Annotated in this window: 17 protein-coding genes; 8 read left to right on the top strand and 9 right to left on the bottom strand. The window is 62.2% G+C overall.

The genetic code is table 11. The features are described 5' to 3' along the window. The first annotated feature begins 42 nt into the window (after positions 1 to 42). Entirely contained in the window at positions 43 to 1,188 is a 1,146-nt protein-coding gene (locus PW792_02545) for a Rieske 2Fe-2S domain-containing protein (GenBank protein MDE1160807.1), read from the top strand. Between the two features lie 6 nt (positions 1,189 to 1,194). On the opposite strand, the gene PW792_02540 is transcribed toward PW792_02545, so the two are convergent. Next, positions 1,195 to 1,914, bottom strand: coding sequence for an MBL fold metallo-hydrolase (locus tag PW792_02540; protein MDE1160806.1), 720 nt, complete (start codon positions 1,912 to 1,914; stop codon positions 1,195 to 1,197). A gap of 67 nt (positions 1,915 to 1,981) precedes the next feature. On the opposite strand from PW792_02540, the gene PW792_02535 reads away from it, so the two are divergent. Then, entirely contained in the window at positions 1,982 to 2,956 is a 975-nt protein-coding gene (locus PW792_02535; GenBank protein MDE1160805.1) for a cation diffusion facilitator family transporter, read from the top strand. A 37-nt stretch (positions 2,957 to 2,993) separates the two neighbouring features. Next, entirely contained in the window at positions 2,994 to 3,665 is a 672-nt protein-coding gene (locus PW792_02530; GenBank protein MDE1160804.1) for an epimerase, read from the top strand. 80 nt (positions 3,666 to 3,745) lie between these two features. On the opposite strand, the gene PW792_02525 is transcribed toward PW792_02530, so the two are convergent. Both PW792_02525 and PW792_02520 read right to left on the bottom strand, forming a co-directional pair. Next, complete coding sequence (locus PW792_02525; GenBank protein MDE1160803.1) at positions 3,746 to 4,171, bottom strand: OsmC family protein; 426 nt, start codon at positions 4,169 to 4,171, stop codon at positions 3,746 to 3,748. Between the two features lie 238 nt (positions 4,172 to 4,409). Then, positions 4,410 to 5,717, bottom strand: coding sequence for an NCS2 family permease (locus tag PW792_02520; protein ID MDE1160802.1), 1,308 nt, complete (start codon positions 5,715 to 5,717; stop codon positions 4,410 to 4,412). Positions 5,718 to 5,786: 69 nt separating this feature from the next. Between PW792_02520 and PW792_02515 the strand changes: the two genes are divergently transcribed. Then, entirely contained in the window at positions 5,787 to 6,296 is a 510-nt protein-coding gene (locus PW792_02515) for a cupin domain-containing protein (protein MDE1160801.1), read from the top strand. Between the two features lie 3 nt (positions 6,297 to 6,299). Here the strand turns inward: PW792_02515 and PW792_02510 are convergent, their stop codons facing one another. After that, positions 6,300 to 7,703: a metallophosphoesterase gene (locus PW792_02510; GenBank protein MDE1160800.1), complete on the bottom strand. Its 1,404-nt coding sequence runs from the start codon at positions 7,701 to 7,703 to the stop codon at positions 6,300 to 6,302. 41 nt (positions 7,704 to 7,744) lie between these two features. On the opposite strand from PW792_02510, the gene yiaK reads away from it, so the two are divergent. The 3 genes from yiaK to PW792_02495 all read left to right on the top strand — a co-directional run bounded on the left by yiaK (position 7,745) and on the right by PW792_02495 (position 10,827). Beyond that, positions 7,745 to 8,755 carry a 3-dehydro-L-gulonate 2-dehydrogenase gene (gene yiaK / locus PW792_02505; GenBank protein ID MDE1160799.1) on the top strand — a complete coding sequence of 337 codons (1,011 nt, stop codon included), beginning with the start codon at positions 7,745 to 7,747 and terminating at the stop codon, positions 8,753 to 8,755. Positions 8,756 to 8,934: 179 nt separating this feature from the next. Further along, positions 8,935 to 9,534 (top strand): HNH endonuclease, encoded by a 600-nt coding sequence (locus PW792_02500; GenBank protein ID MDE1160798.1) that lies wholly within the window; start codon positions 8,935 to 8,937, stop codon positions 9,532 to 9,534. 384 nt (positions 9,535 to 9,918) lie between these two features. Then, positions 9,919 to 10,827 carry an RluA family pseudouridine synthase gene (locus PW792_02495; GenBank protein ID MDE1160797.1) on the top strand — a complete coding sequence of 303 codons (909 nt, stop codon included), beginning with the start codon at positions 9,919 to 9,921 and terminating at the stop codon, positions 10,825 to 10,827. A gap of 59 nt (positions 10,828 to 10,886) precedes the next feature. Here PW792_02495 and PW792_02490 read toward each other — a convergent pair whose 3' ends face one another. From PW792_02490 to PW792_02480, 3 genes are read right to left on the bottom strand one after another with little or no spacing between them, the layout of a single operon-like run. Then, positions 10,887 to 12,047, bottom strand: a complete 1,161-nt coding sequence (locus tag PW792_02490) for a PepSY-associated TM helix domain-containing protein (GenBank protein ID MDE1160796.1) — start codon at positions 12,045 to 12,047, stop codon at positions 10,887 to 10,889. Between the two features lie 27 nt (positions 12,048 to 12,074). Next, positions 12,075 to 13,412, bottom strand: coding sequence for a TonB-dependent receptor (locus PW792_02485; protein ID MDE1160795.1), 1,338 nt, complete (start codon positions 13,410 to 13,412; stop codon positions 12,075 to 12,077). Between the two features lie 4 nt (positions 13,413 to 13,416). After that, complete coding sequence (locus PW792_02480) at positions 13,417 to 14,517, bottom strand: TonB-dependent receptor (protein ID MDE1160794.1); 1,101 nt, start codon at positions 14,515 to 14,517, stop codon at positions 13,417 to 13,419. Positions 14,518 to 14,681: 164 nt separating this feature from the next. On the opposite strand from PW792_02480, the gene htpG reads away from it, so the two are divergent. After that, on the top strand, positions 14,682 to 16,565 hold the full coding sequence (htpG, locus tag PW792_02475; protein MDE1160793.1) for a molecular chaperone HtpG: 1,884 nt from the start codon (positions 14,682 to 14,684) through the stop codon (positions 16,563 to 16,565). A gap of 92 nt (positions 16,566 to 16,657) precedes the next feature. Here htpG and rpiA read toward each other — a convergent pair whose 3' ends face one another. After that, positions 16,658 to 17,338 (bottom strand): ribose-5-phosphate isomerase RpiA, encoded by a 681-nt coding sequence (gene rpiA / locus PW792_02470; protein ID MDE1160792.1) that lies wholly within the window; start codon positions 17,336 to 17,338, stop codon positions 16,658 to 16,660. Between the two features lie 372 nt (positions 17,339 to 17,710). Next, positions 17,711 to 19,705, bottom strand: a complete 1,995-nt coding sequence (gene tkt, locus PW792_02465; GenBank protein ID MDE1160791.1) for a transketolase — start codon at positions 19,703 to 19,705, stop codon at positions 17,711 to 17,713. Positions 19,706 to 20,168 lie beyond the last annotated feature (463 nt).

The following is a 20,168-nucleotide window of genomic DNA, read 5'->3' as shown; positions in this document are numbered from 1 at the left end:
CACAAACCAGCGCATCCGTTAGACTCATCCTCGATGCCTCGCATGAGCCCCATCCGCGCCGCCGACCACACCAGCCCGCTGGTCGAGATCACCTCTGCGGCCAAACCCGGCCCGCCCGCCGACATGATCTTCGGCGAGTGGTACCCCGCCCTGCGCTCAGCCCCGATCAAACGCGGCAAGACCGCGCTCACCACCCTGCTCGGCATCCCCATGCTCGTCGGCCGCAAAAACGACGGCACTCTCTTCGCCCTGCGCGACCTCTGCCCCCACCGCGGCATCCCGTTGTCAGCCGGTTGGTTCGACGGCGAAACCGTGCAGTGCAAGTACCACGGCTGGCGCTTCGAACCCTGCACCGGCCGCTGCGAAGAGATCCCCTCGCTCACCTCGCACGACGCCCTCGAGCCCTCCAAAATCTTCGCCAACAGCTTCCCCATCGTCGAGCAGGACGGCTACGCCTGGGTCTACGTCCCCGAAGCCGGAGCAGGCCGCCTCACCGCCGAATCCTCCCTGCCCCCGATCCCCGAACTCCCCAAATTCTCCAGCCGCTACCGCTCCGCGCACATCACCGCCGACCTGCCCTGCAACGTCGATCACGGCATCATCGGCCTCATGGACCCGGCCCATGGCCCCTTCGTCCACCGCGCCTGGTGGTGGCGCAGCGCCGCCAGCATCCACGAAAAGACCAAGCTCTACGAGCCTTTGGAAGACCTCGAGAACGGCGGGCGAAACGCAGGCTTCCGCATGAGCCCCCACACGCCCAGCTCCAACTCCGCGCCCTATAAGCTGATCGGCAAACCCACCACCACCATCGACTTCGTGCTGCCCAACCGCCGCTACGAAACCATCAAGGCCGAAAAGAACGGCAAGGTCCGCTGGTTCACCTCGCTGACAACGGTCACACCGGTCACCGCCAGCACCTGCCGCATCGACGTCCTCGCGGCCTGGGACATCGCCTACCACCTGCCCTTTGTGAAGCCCATCGCCCTCCACTTCGGCAAACGCTTCGTCCAGCAGGATCAGCAGACGATGGTCGAGCAAGCCCGCGGCCTCCGCTCCAACCCCGCGCTCATGCTGATCGACGACGCCGACAAACCCGCCAAGTGGTACTTCGCCCTCAAGCAACGCCGCCTGAAAGGAACCGGCGAGCATCCGCTGCCCGGCCCCGTCGAACTCCACTGGCGCAGCTAACCGTCCTCAACACCCGCCGACAGGCTTCGCCTCCGCCGCCCTCACGGCCTCCCGCAGCCCTTCCGCACCGTTCTCCACCAGCCGACCGTGCCCTGCAGCCAGCGTCTTCACCGGCAGCTCCGCCAGCGCCTTCACCGACTCCAGCGCCGTCGGCCGGTGCCACGTCGCCCGCACCGGAAACCACCACGGAGCCCACCCGCTCACCGTCGTCCGCCCGCGCAGCGTCCCAATCGCATCCCCGGCATACAGCGTTCCATCGCGCTCATCCAGATAGCTCATGTGACCCGTCGTATGTCCCGGCGTCGCGACGCACCGCAACGAACCATACAGCTCGCCGCCACTCAAAAAATGCGTCGGGCTCGACTCGATCCCCGGAAATCCACCCTTCATCGGGCACTGCGGCTCGTCTGGGTCCAGCGACAAATCCTGATCCGGCGGCTTCGGCAGCATCCTCGCCTCGCGCCTCCCCACCGCCAGATGCACCGCCCCCAGCTTCAGAATCAACTGGTCGGTCGACCCCACATGGTCCACATGCGCGTGGGTTAGCAGAATCCGCGCAATCGACTTTGCGCCCACGCTCCGCGCCGCCTGCAGAATGTCGTTCTCACTCCCGCCCAGGTTCGTATCAATCAGCGTCCAGTCATCGCTTTCGCGCACCAGGTAACTGTTCACCAGCCCGAACTTAGTCAGCTGAAACCCATAAGCAGAAATCTGCGTAACCTTCATCGCCACCCCTCACTCTGTTCCCTTCAGATGCATCCGCCTGCGACCACGGCGAGCGTACACTAAGAGTATGGCGTCTTCCGTAAAAGCCGCGCCCTCCCCCGTCCAGCGCATCCTCAAATTCTCGCTCGCGCTCACGCTGCTCTACGTCCTCGCGACGTTCTTTTACGGCATGCGCGCGCACTCTCTCGCGCTCATCTCCGAGGCCGGACACAACGTCTCCGACTTCCTTGCGCTCGCGCTCAGCTTCGCCGCCGTCTGGCTCCAGACCCGCCCCGCCAGCGACGCCCGCACCTTCGGCTACCAGCGCGCCGGAGTCCTCGCCGGCTTCCTCAACGCACTCTCCCTGCTCCTGCTCTCCCTCTGGATCGCCTTCGAAGCCCTCCGCCGCTTTGCGCACCCCGTCACCGTGCAGGCCGACCTCATGATGTACGTCGCCGCCGCCGGTGTGCTGATGAACGGCATCATCGCCACCCTGCTCTGGAAGTTCTCCGGCGACATCAACATCCGCTCCGTCTTCCTGCACATGCTCGGCGACACCATCTCCACCGCCGCCGTCATCCTCGGCGGCCTCGCCATCCGCTTCACCGGCTGGCAGTGGATCGACCCCGTCCTCTCGCTCATCATCGCCGCCATGATCGTCCTCAGCTCCTGGTCGATCATCCGCGAATCGCTGCACATCCTCCTCGAAGGCACACCGCGCTCCGTCAACCTCGACGAGCTTCGCACCGCCATGAAGAAGGTTCCCGGCGTCGTCAGCGTGCATGACCTGCACGTCTGGAGCCTCACCTCCAAGAGCCACGCTCTCGCCGCGCACGTCCGCGTCATCGAGATGCCGCTCGCCAGCACCCAGCAGATCCTCGACAAGCTAAACCACGAGCTTCGCGACCATCACGGCATCTACCACACGACGATTCAGCTCGAGGTCTTCGACTGCTCCGCCACCGCCGAAGACTGCTGCCAGCCGCCGCTCCCCGAAGTCGTCGACGGCCACTCGCACCACCACCACGGCCCCGGCGGCCACGATCACGCCCACGCGCATTAACCAGCACCGGCGCCTCTCTGTCTGCATCTAAAACCGCATGAGCCAACAACCGATCAGCGTCATCCTGACAGGCACCACCGGCATGGTCGGTGAAGGCGTGCTGCTCGAATGCCTCGCCAGCCCCAACGTCAGCCGTGTCCTCAGCGTCGTCCGCCGCTCCTCCGGCTACACCCACGCCAAGCTCAAAGAACTCATCGTCCCCAGCTTCCTCTCGCTCGACGACGTCGAAGAGCAGCTCGCAGGCTACGACGCCTGCTTCTTCTGCTCCGGAATATCGTCCGTAGGCATGAAGGAAGCCGAGTACACCCGCATCACCTACGACACCACGCTGCACTTCGCCGAAACCCTCGCCCGCCTGAACCCGCAGATGGTCTTCGAGTACGTCTCCGGCGCGCACACCGACCCCACCGAGCAGGGCCGCAGCATGTGGGCACGCGTCAAAGGCCGCACCGAAAACGCGCTCACACGCCTTCCCTTTCGCGCGGCATACAACCTGCGCCCTGGAGCCATGCGCCCCTCGCCTCACCAGCGCTTTGTACCCGGCATGATGAAGATCATCGGCACGCTCTACCCTGTCTTCCGGCTCGTCCTGCCCAGCAGCGTCAGCACCCTCTCGCAGATCGGCCGCGCCATGATCCGCATCGCCCAGGAAGGCTACGGCAAGCAGGTGCTCGAAGTCCCCGACCTCAACTCCCTGGCCAAGCCTTAGCCACACACATTAGCCGCACACTTCGCGTTCAAACAAAAAAGGCCCGCCTTGAAGGCGGGCCTTTTCCATCTACAACTTACTTACACCAGCGTCGCATCCAGCGAGATCTCCGCCGCCTTCAACAACCGCGAAATCGGGCAACCTTCCTTCGCCTTCTTCGCCAGCTCGTCGAACTTTTCCTTGTCGATGTTCGGCACCTTGGCCTTGGTCACGAGGTGAATCTTCGTCACGGTCGGACCGTCTTCGGTCGTCTCCATCGTGACGGTAGCGGTCGTGCTCAACTCATCCGGCACATGCTCGGCTGAGGTCAACTGCGCACTCAACGCCATCGTGAAACAGCCTGCATGAGCGGCTGCAATTAACTCTTCCGGGTTCGTTCCCACGCCGTCTTCAAAACGTGTCTTGAAGCTGTACTGTGCGTCCTTCAGCGTGCCACTCTGCATGCTGATCGAACCCTTGCCTTCCTTCAGGCTTCCCGTCCAAACTGCCGATGCGCTGCGATCCATCACACTCTCCTGTTTAACTTTCGAAAACATGGCAGAACCCGCACCATGCAGACTCGCCTATGGACTGAGATGCTAAACCCAGCTCCGACGTTCCAAGTGAACATCAGGTTCCCTGCCAAACCGCCACCGCACAGCTTGCCCCAATCCCCTTCGCGCACTTAGCCTTTGCCTTTGGAGTAGAGGTGGGCTTCAGCCCACCGTCAAGGCACAGGCAAAAAGGGGCTTTAGCCCCGGCTCTCTACCCTGCGTGCAGCCACACAAACCGTGCAATGAACAGCAACGCCAGCAAATACAGCATCCAATGCTGCTTCCGCGCACGCCCCATCGCAATCTCCAGCACCGCAAAGCTGATGATGCCAAAGCTCAACCCGGTTGCAATCGAATACGTCAGCGGCACCATGATCAGCGTGAGGAACGCCGGAATCGCCACCCGCGGCTCATGCCAGTCAATCCGCGCCACACCCGCCACCATCAGCGCGCCCACAAGAATCAACGCCGGGGCCGTTGCAAAGTCCGGCAACGCACCCACCAGCGGAGCGACAAACAGCGCGGCAAAAAACAGCAGACCTGTCACGATCGCCGTCACACCCGTTCGCCCCCCCGCAGCCACCCCCGCCGAGCTTTCGATATAGCTCGTCACCGTCGACGTTCCTGCCAGCGAACCCACCACCGTCGACGTCGCATCCGCCAGGAAGATCTTGTCCAGCCGCGGAATCGTATGGTCTTCCGCGATCAGCCCCGCACGCTCCGTCACGGCGACCAGCGTGCCAATGTTGTCGAAGAGGTCGACAAACAGGAACACAAAGATGATCTCCAACGCGTTCATATGCAGCGCGCCGCGAATGTCGAGATGAAACGCCGTCTGCCGGATCGCCATCGGGTTCAGCGTGCTCGGATGCCAGTGCATCTGCCCGCACAGAATGCCTGCCAGCATCGTGCCCAGCACGCCAATCAGCATCGACGCCTTCACCTTGTACGCTTCCAGCACCGCGATCAACGCAATGCCAAAGAGCGCCAGCAGAACGGACGGGGAGTGCATGTTGCCCAGCGTCACCGTCGTCGCAGCATTCGGCACAATGATGCCCGACTCACGCAGCCCGATAAACGCAATGAACAACCCGATGCCGCCCGCCACAGCCGCGTGAAGCTGGTGCGGAATCGCCGCGACCAGCCGCTGGCGAATGCCGCCAAACGTCAGCAGCAGAAAGATAACGCCCGACAAAAAGACCGCGCCCAACGCGGTCTGCCACGGAACGCCCATCCCCTTCACCACCGTGTAGGTGAAGTACGCATTCAACCCCATGCCCGGGGCCAGAGCCAGCGGATAATTCGCCAGCGCACCCATCATGATCGAGCCAAACGCCGCGCACAAACACGTCGCCGTCGTCACCGCGGCCAGCGGCATCCCGGTCTGTGCCAGGATCGATGGGTTGACAAAGATGATGTACGCCATGGTGACAAACGTCGTCACACCAGCCAGCACCTCGGTGCGCCATGTGGCGCCAACTTCGGCAAATTGAAAATAGCGTTCGAGGCGGCTGCGCATGTCTGTGGCGGACACTCCTTCACAACGGTTCATTTGCTGCTCTGGTTAATTCGTTTCAGAATAACGTGAATGAGCGAACTCACTGCAGCCCGCGTCAAAGAACTGCTCGGCTTGAAGCCACACCCCCGCGAAGGCGGATGGTTTCACCGCACCTACGAAAGCGCCGAGCACATCACACTTGACCGCTACCCCGGCCCGCGCTTCACCAGCACAGCTATCTTCTATCTGCTGGAACCAGACACCTTCAGCGAGATGCACATGCTCGAAAGCGACGAGATCTTCCACCACTACCTCGGCTCGCCGGTCGAGATGCTGCAGCTTCATCCCAACGGCAACAGCACGCGCCACCTCATCGGCAAAGACATCGAACACGGCGAACAGCCACAACTCGTTGTGCCGCGCGGCGTCTGGCAGGGCTCGCATCTGCTGCGTCCCGCGCAGCCGAACGCCTTCGCCCTGCTCGGCTGCACCGTCTCACCCGGCTTTGAGTTCGAGGACTACAGCAGCGGAGCCTACGACGAGCTCATCGCCCGCTGGCCGCAGGAGCCAGAGCTTCTGCGCGCGCTCACACAACGCTAAGCGTTACTTCGCGGGGCACACGCAACTCTTGTACTCATCCGCCGTCGTCGCGTTCGCGGCGCATGAGTACATCGGCCAGCCGAAGCGCATCACCAGCGCGAACTTGCCGCTGTCGCCGGCAAAGAAGTTGTGCTCGTAGGCCTGCGTGCTCGCGGCCTCGCTGCCCTTGTCGGCGCGGAAGCCATCGAGCAGCTTGCGTGCGGAAACCGCGTCAAATGCGGGCTCATGATACGTCTGCGAGAAGCGATACTCCTCGCTCCACACACCTGTTCCGTTCTTATTTGGCGCAACGTACACGGTCCAGTCACGCAGCGTGAAGCTCTTCGGATCGACCTCTGACACTGTAAACGCGGGGTGATTGCCGTTTACCGGTGAAATCGACGGCACCATGCGGATAGCGACGGTGTGGTCGCCGTGGCCGATCACATGCATCTCGTCCATATGGGTGTGGGCGAAGAGCGCGAGTCGTACGACATCGGCGTATTCAACCAGTGTTTTCGCGAGTTCGTCGTTGGCCGTGAACATGATCGGCGGCTTGCCGGAGCAGACGTCGATACCGTGAGAAAGGGTGGCGTAAGAGTCCACGCCGGGGGGGACGTGGGCCATGACCCAGGCCTGCTGGTGGTGCTTTTGAACGCTTTCAAGCTGCTCGCGCAGCCAGGAAATCTGCTCCTCTTCGGCGTGAAAATCACGCTTTCCGTCACATCCGACGCCATTTTTCAGCTCAAACATGTCCTGCAAAACGAGTAATCGAGCGTTTTGAAACGGTTCAGGAAGAGTCACACTCCAGTCGCCAAGACGGGACGATTCGGTCGCAATTTTGCGCTTGTTCGAGCGCGTCAGGTCGGCGAGCGTCGTGGAGTTTGCAACGAGAAATTTGCTGCCAGCATCCTCGCGGTAGTCTCCGCAGCCGGAGTCGTTGTTGCCGAGCGCGACATAGATCGGGGTCTTCGGGAAGGTGCGCTTCAACTCTGCGGCAACCACGGCGACGGTCTTCGCAGCGAAGGCCGGATACAGCTCCGGTTTGCCGCCGAGGGCGCGATAGCGGCAGTCGAAGACGTGGGCCATGAGGTCGCCGCTGACGGTGATGAAGGCCGGGTGCGGTATCTGCTGATGCGAGGCTTTGAGCGAGGCCTCAAGCAGCGGCCAGTCGGTGTCGAGCCCGCGCGAAGGGCACGTGGTGGTGAGCTTCTCGAAGTCAGCGGCCTGGGTGACACTATCGGGCGCGTTGAGGATCTTCGGCCATGCGGTGGCGGGCGAAGTGGAGAGCGCGGCGAACTTCGCAGGGTCGCGGAAGGGGTCGAGGTGGATGTCCGAGAGCATGAGCACGGGTACGCTTTGCGCGTGGGCAGCGACCAGCAGCGAGCAGAGCAACGTTAGCAGCAGGGGGAGGCGGCGAAATTGCATGAACAACCACTGTAGAACGGCCGGGCGTACTCTCGAACAGTATGGTGAAAATCACTTTCGCAGAATTACAAACGCGCGTGGCCGCAGTGCTTCAAAAAGCAGGGATGGAAGCCAGCCGCGCGGAGTTGAGCGCCCGGCTGACGGCAGAGGCTGACCGCGACGGCGTGCGCACGCATGGCATTGCGCGACTGCCCCGTTTTCTGGAGATGTGTCGCAACGGCGCGGTGGCGCTGGACGCGGTGCCGGAGCGTGTGGCGAGCTTTGGCGCACTGGAGCGGTGGCGCGGCCATCGCGGGCCGGGAAATCTGGCAGCCTACGCCGCGATGGCCCGGGCGTGCGAGTTGGCCAAGGAGCATGGGCTGGGGCTGGTGGCGCTGGCCGACACGACGCACTGGATGCGGGCGGGGAGCTATGGCTGGCAGGCGGCGGATGCGGGATGCGCGTCGATGTGCTGGACGAACACGATGCCGAATCTGCCTGCGTGGGGCAGTTCGGAGCCGACGCTGGGGAACAATCCGCTGGTGATGGCGGCGCCGCGCTCGAACGGCGAGCACCTGGTGCTGGATTTTGCGATGAGCCAGTTTTCGTATGGGACGCTGGCGAAGTATCGGCAGCGCGGCGAGCCACTGCCTTTCCCCGGCGGCTGGGATGCGGAGGGTGAGTTGACGACAGACCCGGCGGCGATTGAGGCGACGTATCGTGCGTTGCCGATTGGGTTGTGGAAGGGTTCGGGGTTGAGCTTCGTGCTGGACGCTCTGGCGGCGATGCTTTCAGGCGGACGACTTACGGCCGAGGTTGCGCCCGAGGCGTTGCAGGAGACGGGGCTGTCGCAGGTGTTTCTGGCGATTGCTCCGCAGGCGGTGGGGGCGTTTGCCGAGATGGATGCGATTGCGACGCGGGCGGTCGAGGCACTGCATGGCGCGCGGCCTTTGCGCGAAGGTGAGCGGCCGAGGTATCCCGGAGAGAGCACGCTGCGGTTGCGTAAGGAAGCGATGGCAGAGGGTGTAGCCGTGGAGGATGCGACGTGGGCTGCGTTTGTGGGGTTGGAGTAAGTGAGTGGGGCTAGCTTTCGCTAATGGCGTTTATAGGTACTGATGCTCGATTGTTGCTTCTACAGTCGTTGGAGTTCTCAGTTGCCAAGGCTCTAGGCGCAGAGCGAAGGGTTATCCGAGGCCTCTTGCCGACGGATTAAAATGGGAGTATGGAAATCCTCGGATCAACTCGCCCATGTATGCGAACGCCGATTCCAGAGATCGCTATTGCAGCGGAGTACCTCAATGATGCGGCCGACGCTCACTTATCTGGCAAAGGCGAGGAGGCGGCAAGATTGCTCATTCGGGCTGATATGCCTGAACTGCGAGATTGGACTGAGTCCTTATGGGGCAAAGTAAGTCCATATCGATTGTTGCGCGTGGTCGAGGACGCACCAAACATCTTATCCAAAGAGCTTCGCGTACAGGTGCGAATGCCCGTACTCGCGGAAAAGCTAAGACTTCTCAAGCGTGACTGTCATCGCTGCCGCTTCTGCGGTGTTCCCGTGATCAGAGCCGAGATTCGAAACCTTATGCACAAGCAATACCCGCAGGCGCTCCCGTGGGGACGGACAAACCAATCTCAGCATGCGGCGTTTCAGGCAATGTGGGCTCAATTCGATCATGTCCTTCCTCACGCCCGTGGTGGAAGCAATGACCTTGAGAATGTAGTCGTCGCCTGCGCCCCTTGTAACTTCGGACGAATGGAGTTCACCATCGAAGAACTAGGTCTCGACGATCCAAGGAAGCGGCAACCAGTTCGGAGCGGTTGGGATGGCTTGGAGAGACTTCTAAAATAGCAGCGGCTGGACGAGAAATTTGAAACATGTACAGGTAGACATGTTCGACGGTCATGACCTGCTCGCGAAAATCCTAGCCACGAGCGAAAATGAGTCATATCACTCCTCATATGTCGGCATATCGGAGTTATGGTGAAGCAGGCTTTGGCTAGACGTACCTCAGCGGCTGAAGCCGTTTTGAGTTGTGGCGGCTTGGTGGCAGGCTGAAGCTTTGACTCTTCGATTCTTGCCTCGTGCGATGGATGGCATGGCGAAGGACAGAGGGCGTGGATGACTGGGCATTCTCTCTGAGGGCAAAGCAGGGTGCACGGATGAGTGCTCGACTGCCATCTGCCCATCTGCCGGGGGACGAGAGGCCGTGGACGTCGCTTACACTCGAACCACATGCTCAATCGGGGCTATGACTACACCACCCTCATCGGTCGCCAACACGATGGATGCCCTCTGCTTACGCATCTGGCAGGCCTGTATACGCACTCCTCTGTCGAAGAGTGGCAGCGGAAACTGGACCAAGGTGAGGTGACCGTTGATGGCGTGCTCGCGGGCGGGAGTGAGTTGCTGCGGGCGGGACAGGTGCTGGTGTGGAAGCGGCCACCGTGGATAGAGCCGGAGGCTCCGCGGCACTTTGAGGTGCTGTTTGAAGACGCGCATCTGCTGGCTGTCGACAAGCCCGGTGGGCTGCCGACTCTGCCGGGCAGTGGCTTTCTGGAGAACACGCTGCTGCGCCTGGTGCAGGCGCGGAGTCCTGAAGCGAACCCGGTGCATCGGTTGGGGCGAGCGACGACGGGCGTTGTGCTCTTTGCGAAGACGGCGCAGGCTGCCGCGACGCTGACCGCGAACTGGAATACGTCGAAGGTGCAGAAGATTTATCGCGCGCTGGCCCAGGGGGTTGCAGAGCGTGAGGTGTATGAGATCGTTACGCCGATTGGACTGGTGCCGCATCCGCTGATCGGGTCGGTGTGGGCGGCGAGCCCGGGGGGCAAGGCGTCGAAGTCGTTGGCGAAGGTGATGGCGCGGACGGCGAGTACGACGACATTTGAGGTAAGCCTGGGGTCGGGGCGGCCTCATCAGATAAGAATCCATCTGGCTTCGATTGGCTATCCGCTGGTGGGCGATCCGCTGTATGGCCCGACGGGGCTGCCTCTTGAGACGCTGCCGGGGTTGCCGGGCGATGGAGGGTATTTTCTTCATGCGCAGTTTCTGCGGTTCGAACACCCAGTTAGCGGCGAAGAGATTTGTCTTGAGGCGGTGGTGCCGTGGACGGGTGTTGAGGATGTGGGCCTCAGCGGCTAGAGCCGCCTTGTGGCTGCGGGTTAATGGCAGGGCTGAAGCCCTGCTCTACCGTTCGTGGCTCATGGGATTGAGGGCTGAGTGGTGGAGAGGGTGCGCCAGCGGTGGCGGAGGTAGCGGTTCCAGTACATGAGCAGGCCCGTGAGGGTGAGGGCTGCGAGGGAGATGCCGAAGGCGCACCAGAGGGCGCGTATCCCTGTGCCCCAGAAGGTGCCGAAGTGCAGAGGCTGCATTCCCCAGAGGAGCCAGTCGCCGAGTGTGTGGTTCTGGCCGTAGTGCCAGGTGCTGAGGACGGTGCCGGTGCGGGCGTCGAGGCGAACGATGTCGGCGTGGCCGAAGTCCTCGGGGGAGCGGAGGTTCATGTAGGCGTAGACGTCATCGTCGGGTGTGAGGCCGGGGTTGACGAGGTAGCTCAGATGGCCTTGCGGAGCGGCGGAGTGGGCGGCCGCGAGCACCGTGGCGAGCGTTGCCGGAGGGGTAGTAGCGGGCGGCTTGATCGCGTCCGGGGTCTTCATGCCGACGAGTGGAGAGAGCGCGCTGATGGCGGCTGTGACGGGCTTGTCCCAGGCGAAGTAGAGGCCGGAGAGAGCCCACCAGGAGACGAGGAAGAGCGTCCAGAAGCCGATGGCGTGGTGCAGGTCGAAGTTGAGGCGTCGCCAGTTGTGGCGGAAGGAGATGCGGAGGCCGTGCCACCAGCTGCGAAGGCCTCGCCACCAGAGCAGGATGCCGGAGAGAGTGAGGACGAGCAGGCCGGCAGCGCCGACGCCGTTCCACTGCATGCCGTGCGCGGAGCCGAGGAGGAGTTCGGTGTGGAAGTCATAGACGACGTTGACCCAACTGCGGGGCAGCAGGGAGACGTGGCCGGTCTGCGGGTCGGCGATGACCTCGAAGGGCTTGCCGGTGCGGTCGCGAAGCTCAAGCTGGAAGGCGGGCAGACGCGGTGACGGGGTGTTGAGGTAGGAGACCGCGGCGTTGGGGAACGCGGCGTGGGCTGAGGCCATCACGCTGGGGATGCTGGCAGTCTGCGCGGGGCGGTACGGCGCGAGGCCGGAGGGCAGCGTGTGGCGGGTGAGCGTGTCGTGGTAGACCAGGAGCGCGCCCGAGAGAGAGATGAGAACGAGATAGAGCGAGAGCAGAACGCCCAGCCAGAGATGGACCTGAAACACCATCCGGCGCAGGAAGAGCCTGCGCGGATGGTGAAGGAGATCGCGGAAGAAACTCACGGTTGGGTGCTCTGCTCTCTGTGGGGTTTAGAAGTGGATGCCGGAGGAGATGCGCAGGGCGCGAGGAGCGCCGAGGCTAAGACCGAGCAGGCCGGACTCGTAGTAGTTGTTGCCGGTGACGTTGTCGATGTTCACACGAAGATCGATAGGATACTTCGTCTTGATCTGATAGCGTCCGCCAATGTCGAGGCGTGCCCAGGCGGGGATGCGGAGCTGCTCGGCGGTATCGCCCCACTGGCCGTTGGAGGCCACGACGCGAGCGTCGAGGTTGAGCGAACGGAGCTTCGGGACGGTCCACTCGACGTTGAGGTTGCTCTGCGTTCCGGGGATGCCCTGGGCGCGCTTGCCGTCGGTACCGCCGGTGTCGTTGGAGTCGTTCTCGAAGGTGACGCCGGTGTTCCTCTGGCGGGCGTCGATGAAGCTGATGCCGCCGTTCACACGGATGCTGGGCACGATGTTGCCGGAGACTTCGAGCTCGAGGCCACGATTGCGCTGGTCACCGTTTACGGCGTAGAGGTTCGTCGTGGGGTTGAGGACGCCGTTGGGTTCGGTGATCTGGAAGAGGGCGGCGGTGGCGAGCAGCGAGCCGTGCTCGTACTTGGCTCCGACCTCCTCCTGCTTAGCGACGTAGGGAGCGAAGACCTGGCTCTGGTTGGCCGATCCATCGGGAGCGGTGGGCCCTTGCTGGAGGTCCTGCATGAAGTTGCCGTAGACCGAGAAGCCCTTGGGCAGGTGGTACATGGCTGCGATGGACGGGCTGGCGACGCCCTTGTTGTAGCTGCAGTTTTCCGTGCAGGCTACGCCGACGGGAGTGTTGTTGGATCCGCGATCGATCTCGGAGAAGTACTCCTTCTCCCCGACCCACTGCCCACGCACGCCGCCGATGACGATGAGCTTGCCGTTGAAGGCGGTGGCAACGTCTGCGATCGCGACGCTCGAAAGACGGTTGAGGTTGGTGTTGGGGATGTTCTTGAGGCCAGCGACCTTGGGAACAAGCGGCGTGAGCGCGATGGGGTGGTAGATGTTCGTGCTGTACGAGTCGCCGTACTCGTAAAAGTAGCCAGCGAGGATCTGCAGATAATCGCCGTTGACGGTGATCTCGTTGCGGACGGGGCCGGTCTTTGCAGTGATGTGGGCGCCGACGCGACCGACGCTGGTGTGCATGTCTGAGGTGTCGGGCAGGTTGTAGACGGTGGCGTCGCCCTGCTCGTTTTCGAGGTAGCTGAGGCCGGGACCGGTGTAGGACTCGATGCCGTGCGCATAGCCATAGGCGCCGAAGATCTGCACGTTGTCGGTGAGGCTGTAGTCGCCCTTGGCCAGCAGAGAAAGCTGGTGGTGCGTGTAGGTCGAAGAGTGGTCGAAGATGTTGTTACGTCAGCTTGGGAGCCTGGGGGACGTTGCCTGTGACGTAGTCAAAGTAGATGGCGTCGCGCGAGCCCAACATGCTGCGGGCTTCATCACTGAGGTCGAAGCTGCCGTGCCACTTCTTACCACGGTAGTCGAGGCCGATGGCGCCGTCGGCGACGTTCTCTGCCTGGTTGTCGATGGGCGTGTTGCCTGCGCGGCCGCCGAGAGTGACGCGGACGCCGAGAGCGTTGTTGGCGAAGAAGCGGCGGCCGAGGTCGATGTGACCTTCCTTCTCGCTGTTTGAGGAGTAGCCGCCGTCGAAGCGGTAGTACGGCTGCTCGCCGGCACGCTTGGTGACCATGTTGACGGTGCCGCCGGGAGCGCCGTAGGGACTGGCCCCGTTGAGGAAGGAGCTGGGGCCCTTGAAGATTTCGAAGCGGTCGATGTTTTCAATCGACGGGCTGCGCGCGTCGACGAGGCCGGGGATGCCGTTGTACAGCGCCTGGCCAACTTCGAGGGTGAAGCCGCGGAGGGTGAGGTACTGGTTCTCAGAGTAGCGGCCGTTGCCTTCCTGAATGCCGACCTCGTTGCGGAGGACGTCGGAGACGGTCTGGGCCTGCTGGTCGAGGACGATCTGCGAGGTATAGCTGGTGGCAGAGTACGGCATCTCGTCGAGGCTGAGGGTGCCGAGGATGCCTGCCTGCGCGACGGTGCCGAGCTCGCCGTTGCCCTTGGACTCCGTAGGGGTTACGGTGACGGTCTCCGAGGCGGAGCCGATGCTGAGATGAATGTCGTTGACACGATCTACGCCTTCGAGAAGCGGAACGTCCTGCTGCACGGAGGTGTGGAAGCCCTTTGCGATGACGCGCTCGCTGTAGTGAACTCCGGCGCGGACGGTGAACTCAAGCCGATAGTGGCCGGTTGCGTCGGAGACGGTGGCGGCGACGTTTTGGCCGTCCTGGGTTTCAAGGGTGATGGCGGCGTTGGGAACGCCAGCACCAGAGGCATCACTGACAAAGCCGCTCAAGTGAGCGCGGGGCGTGCCAGGAGCGGGAACAGCAGAAGCAGCAAGAGGGGAGCCTCCGAGAAGGAGAAAGAGAAGCGGAACAGCAGGGGCAAACATTTGAAACGAGACCTCCGAACTAATTACGACTATTATAGTCCTAATTAGCTGGGGTTGCGTTATTCCTATGTAGCTCTTAGTGTTGGCGGCCTCATGGGCGGGCGCTGTTCGGTTGGTGTGACGGCTTTAGTCTGGCGCTGGTTTCAGGAATAATAGGCAGTGATATGTCGAAACAGGAATTTCAAACCGAAGTCTCGCAGCTGCTTCAGCTGATCGTTCATTCGCTGTACTCTCACCCGGAGATTTTTCTTCGCGAACTGGTGTCCAACTCGTCGGATGCGCTGGATAAGCTGCGGCATCTGAGCTTGACCGATGAGACGTACAAGGCGATGGTGGGGCGTGGCATTGCCGCGCCGCGTATTGATCTGGAGCTGGATGAAGCCGCCAAGACGCTCAAGCTTTCCGATACGGGCGTGGGCATGAACGAGGAAGATCTCGTCGCGCACCTGGGTACGATTGCGCGGTCGGGAACGAAGAACTTTCTGTCGCAGCTTTCGGGCGATGCGAAGAAGGACTCGAACCTGATTGGGCAGTTTGGCGTCGGGTTCTACTCGGTGTTCATGGTCGCCGATCAGGTCGAGGTGTTCTCGCGCAAGGCTGGCGAGGAGACGACCTGGAAGTGGACGAGCGATGGCAAGACGGGCTTCGAGATTGAAGAGGTAAGCGGAGCGGAGGCTCGCGAGAACGCGGGCACGACGGTGCTGATCCACTTCAACGACGAGGGCGCGCAGTATGCCAACGGATGGCGGCTGCAGGAGATCGTGAAGAAGTACTCCAACCACATCGCGTTCCCGATCTTTCTGACGTACGACAAGAGCGATTGGGACGAAGAGAAGAAAGAGTCCGTGAAGACGCGCACGACCGAGCAGGTGAACGCGGCGAGCGCGATGTGGCGGCGGTCGAAGTCAGAGCTGAAGGACGAGGATTACAAGGAGCTGTACAAGTCGCTGACCGGTGACTGGGAAGACCCGCTGTTCTGGTTCCACACCCATGCGGAAGGCACGCTGGAGTACACGACGCTGTTCTACGTTCCGGCGAAGGCACCGCTGGACCTTTACCAGGCGGATTACAAGGGCGGCGTGAAGCTGTATGTGAAGCGCGTCTTCATCCTGGATGATGCGAAGGACCTGCTGCCGCAGTACCTGCGCTTTGTGCGCGGCATCATCGATTCGGAAGACCTGCCGCTGAATGTGTCGCGCGAGATTCTGCAGCAGAACAAGGTGCTGACGAGCATCAAGACGGCGAGCGTGAAGAAGATTCTCTCCGAGCTGAAGACGATTGCGACGAACGACAAAGAGAAGTACGCGCAGTTCATTACGCAGTACAACCGTCCGCTGAAGGAAGGTCTGTATGGCGATTATGCGAACCGCGAAGCGTTGCTGGACCTGGTGCGATTCAAGTCGACGAAGGTGGACGGATTGACGTCGCTGGCTGAGGCGAAGGAGCGGATGCAGGCGGAGCAGAAGGCGCTCTATTACATCTCCGGCGGGTCGGAGGCGATGCTGCGGAAGTCGCCGCTGCTGGAGATCTACAAAAAGAAGGACATCGAGGTGCTGATACTCGATGACGACATCGACGAGATTGTGTTCTCGACGGTGGAGAAGTATGGCGAGATCGACTTCAAGGCGGTGAACAAGTCGGCAACTTCGGAGGACTTGAAGGATGAGTCCGCGCCGGAGAAGGCGGAGGAGTTGAAGCCGCTGCTGGAGAAGATCAAGGCGGCGCTGGGCGAGTCGGTGAAGGACGTTCGCGCGTCGTCGCGACTGGCGGACAGCCCTTCGGTGATTGTGTCCGATGAGGACGAGCCGAGCGCACGGATGCGGCAGATGATGCAGGCGATGGGACAGACCGGCATGCCGGAGATGCAACCCACGCTGGAGGTGAACCCTGACCACGAGATCATCCGTAAGCTGATGGCGGATGACAGCAAGGTGGAGGATGCCGCGTGGCTGTTGTTTGACCAGGCGCTGTTGCTGGAAGGCGTCGCGTTGAAGGACCCTGCGGCGTTTGTGCAACGGTTGAACCGGGTGCTGAACGAGTCGATTTAGTTCGGCCGGATGCAAGAACGCCTCCCTTACGGGAGGCGTTCTTGCGTGAGGCTGAGGCCTGAAGCCACTGCTACTTCTGAAGCTGAGGCGGGTTAGCCGTGGTACTCCTGGACGCCGTCTTCGCCTGCAACGAGGGCGTACTCGGCCATGCCGAGGAAGATGCCGTGCTCGACGACGCCGACGATGGAACGAATCTCGGCGGCGAGCTTTTCGGGGTCGGTGATCATGACGTCGTGGCAGTCGAGGATGTAGTTCTGCTCGTCGGTGAGGAGAGGGCCGGAGCCGTCCTTCTTCATGCGCAGCGTGGGCTTGAGTCCGATGGCCTGGAGCTTGAGTTCGACGAGCGAGCGGGCCATCTTGACGACTTCAATGGGGAGCGGGAATTTCCCGAGCTGGGAGACGATCTTGGACTCGTCCACGACGACGATGAAGCGTTTGGCCGCGCTGGCGACGATCTTTTCGCGGAGCAGCGCGGCGCCGCCGCCCTTGATGAGCGCGAGGCCGGGGGCGATTTCGTCGGCGCCGTCGATGTAGAGGTCGAGCTGGGGGAGATCTTCGAGCGTGGTGACGTCCATGCCGAGGGAGCGACCGAGGTCGGCGCTGGATTCACTGGAGGCGACGCAGCGGATCTTGAGGCCTTGCTGCACGCGTTCGCCGAGAGCCTTGATGAACTGCACGGAGGTTGTTCCGGTGCCGAGACCGACGGCCATGCCGTCTTCGACCATCGCCGCTGCGCGTTTGCCTACGAGTGTCTTTGCTTCGTCCTGCGTCATAGAGACAGGGTATAGGGTTTCGGGCGCGGGGTGTAGGGGTTTGCGGGGGCAGGATGCGGCCGGGGCTGAAGCCCCTTTGTGGCGGCGCGGGACGGCAACGGATTAACGCGAAGTTCGCGAAGGGTTTCGTGGCTCGCGGGCTTGAGTGGCGCGGCTGGCGACACAGGCCCCCGTCGGCTGCGCTCGGGATGACAAACCGGAGATGAGTGACGGGGTGCAGTGTCGAGATCAGCAGAAGTACGTGGCGGTGAAAACAAAGAGCGAGCGGCCGAAGCCGCTCGCTCTTTGTGAATCTGCGCTGCACATTGGTGCGGAGCGCGTTTGCTTGCTACACCCTGTGCCCTAAATCCTTGCAGGTACAGGGATGAGGGGTTACTTGCCGGTGAGCTTCTTCGCCACTTCCACAACGTGGGCGACGGAGATGCCGAGCTTTTCGAGAACCAGCGGACCGGGAGCCGAAGCACCGAAGCGGTCGATGCCGATCGCGTAGCCGTCGCGGCCGACGTACTTGTACCAGGACTGTGTGGCTGCCGCTTCCACCGAGATCACCTTCGTGGTCTTGGGGAAGATCGAGTCCTTGTACTCTGCGGTCTGCTCTTCGAAGATCTTGAAGCTGGGCATGGAGACGACGGTGACGCCGATACCGGCGGCCTTCAGCTCCGTTGCAGCCTTCAGGATGACTTCAACTTCCGAACCGGTGGCAACGAGGACGAGATCCGTGCCGTAGTTCTCGAGGATGTACGCACCCTTGCGAACGCCTGCGAAGACCTTGTACTTGCTCTCATCGAGGACCGGGAGGTCCTGACGGGAGAGAGCCATCCAGGCCGGTCCGCCACGCTCCATCGCGAGGCCCCATGCGGCCGAAGTCTCGTTGGCGTCCGCGGGGCGGAAGTCGGTGAGTTCGGGGATGACACGGAGAGCGGAGAGGTGCTCGACGGGCTGGTGGGTGGGGCCGTCTTCGCCCAGGCCGACGGAGTCATGAGTGAAGATGTAGAGCGAACGCGAGTGCTGCAGCGCACCCATGCGGAGCGCCGAACGGCAGTAGTCCGAGAAGGTGAAGAAGGTGGAGCCGAAGGGGAAGAGACCGCCGTGGGCGGAGATTCCGTTGACCGCAGCCATCATGCCGAACTCGCGGACGCCGAAGAAGACGTTGCGGCCCTTGGGGTCGTCGTGGAAGTTCTCGGAGTCCTTGAAGATGGTCTTCGTGGACGAGGTGAGATCCGCCGCGCCGCCGAAGAGCTCCGGCAGAACCGCGCCGAGCTTGTTCAGCACGACCTGGCCGGCGTTACGGGTGGCAACGCCCTTGTCGGTCGGGAAGACCGGCAGAGCCTTTTCCCAGCCTTCGGGAAGCTTCTCTTCCGAGGTGCGCGAGTACTGGGCGGCGAGTTCGGGGAAGTCCTTCTTGTAAGCGTCAAAACGCTCGTGCCATTCGGCAACAGCCTTTGCGCCCTTCTCTTCCGCCTTGCGCCAGTTGGTGAGGGCAGCATCGGGAACGACGAAGCTCTGTTCGGGGTCGAAGCCGAAGAAGGTCTTGGCCGCCTTGGTGCCTTCGACACCGAGGGGCTCACCGTGGACGGACTTGGTGCCTGCCTTGGGTGCGCCGTAACCGATGACGGTGCGGACGCGAATGAGGGTGGGCTTTTCCTTCTGCGACTTACCGGCTTCGATGGCCTTGGAGATGGCATCGAGGTCGTTGCCGTCGGCGACAAACTCAACGTGCCAGCCGTAGGCTTCGAAGCGCTTGGTGACGTCTTCGGTGTAGGAGAGGTCGGTGGGGCCGTCGAGCGAGATGAGGTTGTCGTCGTAGAGCACGATCAGCTTGTTGAGCTTGAGGGTGCCAGCGAGCGAGGACGCTTCGTGCGAGATGCCTTCCATCAGGCAGCCGTCGCCGCAGAGGACGTAGGTGTAGTGGTCGACGATCTTGTACTTGTCGTTGTTGTAGACAGCGCCCTGGTGCTTTTCGGCGATGGCGAGGCCAACGGCTTCAGCGAAGCCCTGGCCGAGGGGGCCAGTGGTGACTTCGACGCCGTCGGTCTCGTGAGACTCGGGATGGCCGGGGGTGATGGAACCCCACTGGCGGAACTGCTTAAGGTCGTCCATGGAGACCTTGAAACCCGCGAGGTGGAGCGTGCCGTAGAGCAGCGCCGAAGCATGGCCGTTCGAGAGAACGAAGCGGTCACGGTCGCTCCAGAGCGACTCCTTCGGGTTGTACTTCATGAACTTATGAAAGAGGAGGTAGGCAATGGGGGCGCAGCCGAGGGGCGCGCCGGGATGGCCGCTGTTGGCCTTCTGTACCTGGTCGACGGCGAGAAGCCGGAGGGTGTTGATGGAAAGCTGATCAAGTTCCTGTTGCGAAAGTTCGCTCATGCGCTTTGGAGTCCTTCTGTCGGTTTCTAAGGGTTTTAGACAAGAAACAGGAGCAGCGGGAGACGATGCCTCGCCTGCAGGTTCGCCCATGGCGAACGCCACTGCTGACGTTCAGTGTACAGTCTTGCGCCGCGCTTTGGTTATCAGGGAGATGAACGGTGGTTTTTGAGGTGGTGGGAGTTTGGAGGGCCGAGGGGCCAGGGCTCAGGGGCCAGGGGCCAGGGGCCAGGGGCCGGGGCTGAAGCCCCTTTTTCGTGGGTGCGGCGAGACGGTGGGCTGAAGCCCACCTCTACTCCAACGGCAACGGCAACGGCAACGGCAACGGATTAACGCTAAGGACGCAAAGTTTCGGCGCAAAGTTCGCAAAGGGGTTCGTGGCTCGAGGGTATGACTGGAGCGAAGGTAAAAGTGGGGACGAGAAAATGGAGACGAAAAGCAGGGTGGGAGAATCAGGGAACCTTTT

Source organism: Acidobacteriaceae bacterium, assembly GCA_028283655.1.
Classification (GTDB): Bacteria; Acidobacteriota; Terriglobia; order Terriglobales; family Acidobacteriaceae; genus Granulicella.
Note: the sequence above shows the minus strand (reverse complement) of the source record. Positions and strands in the feature narration are given on the sequence as shown.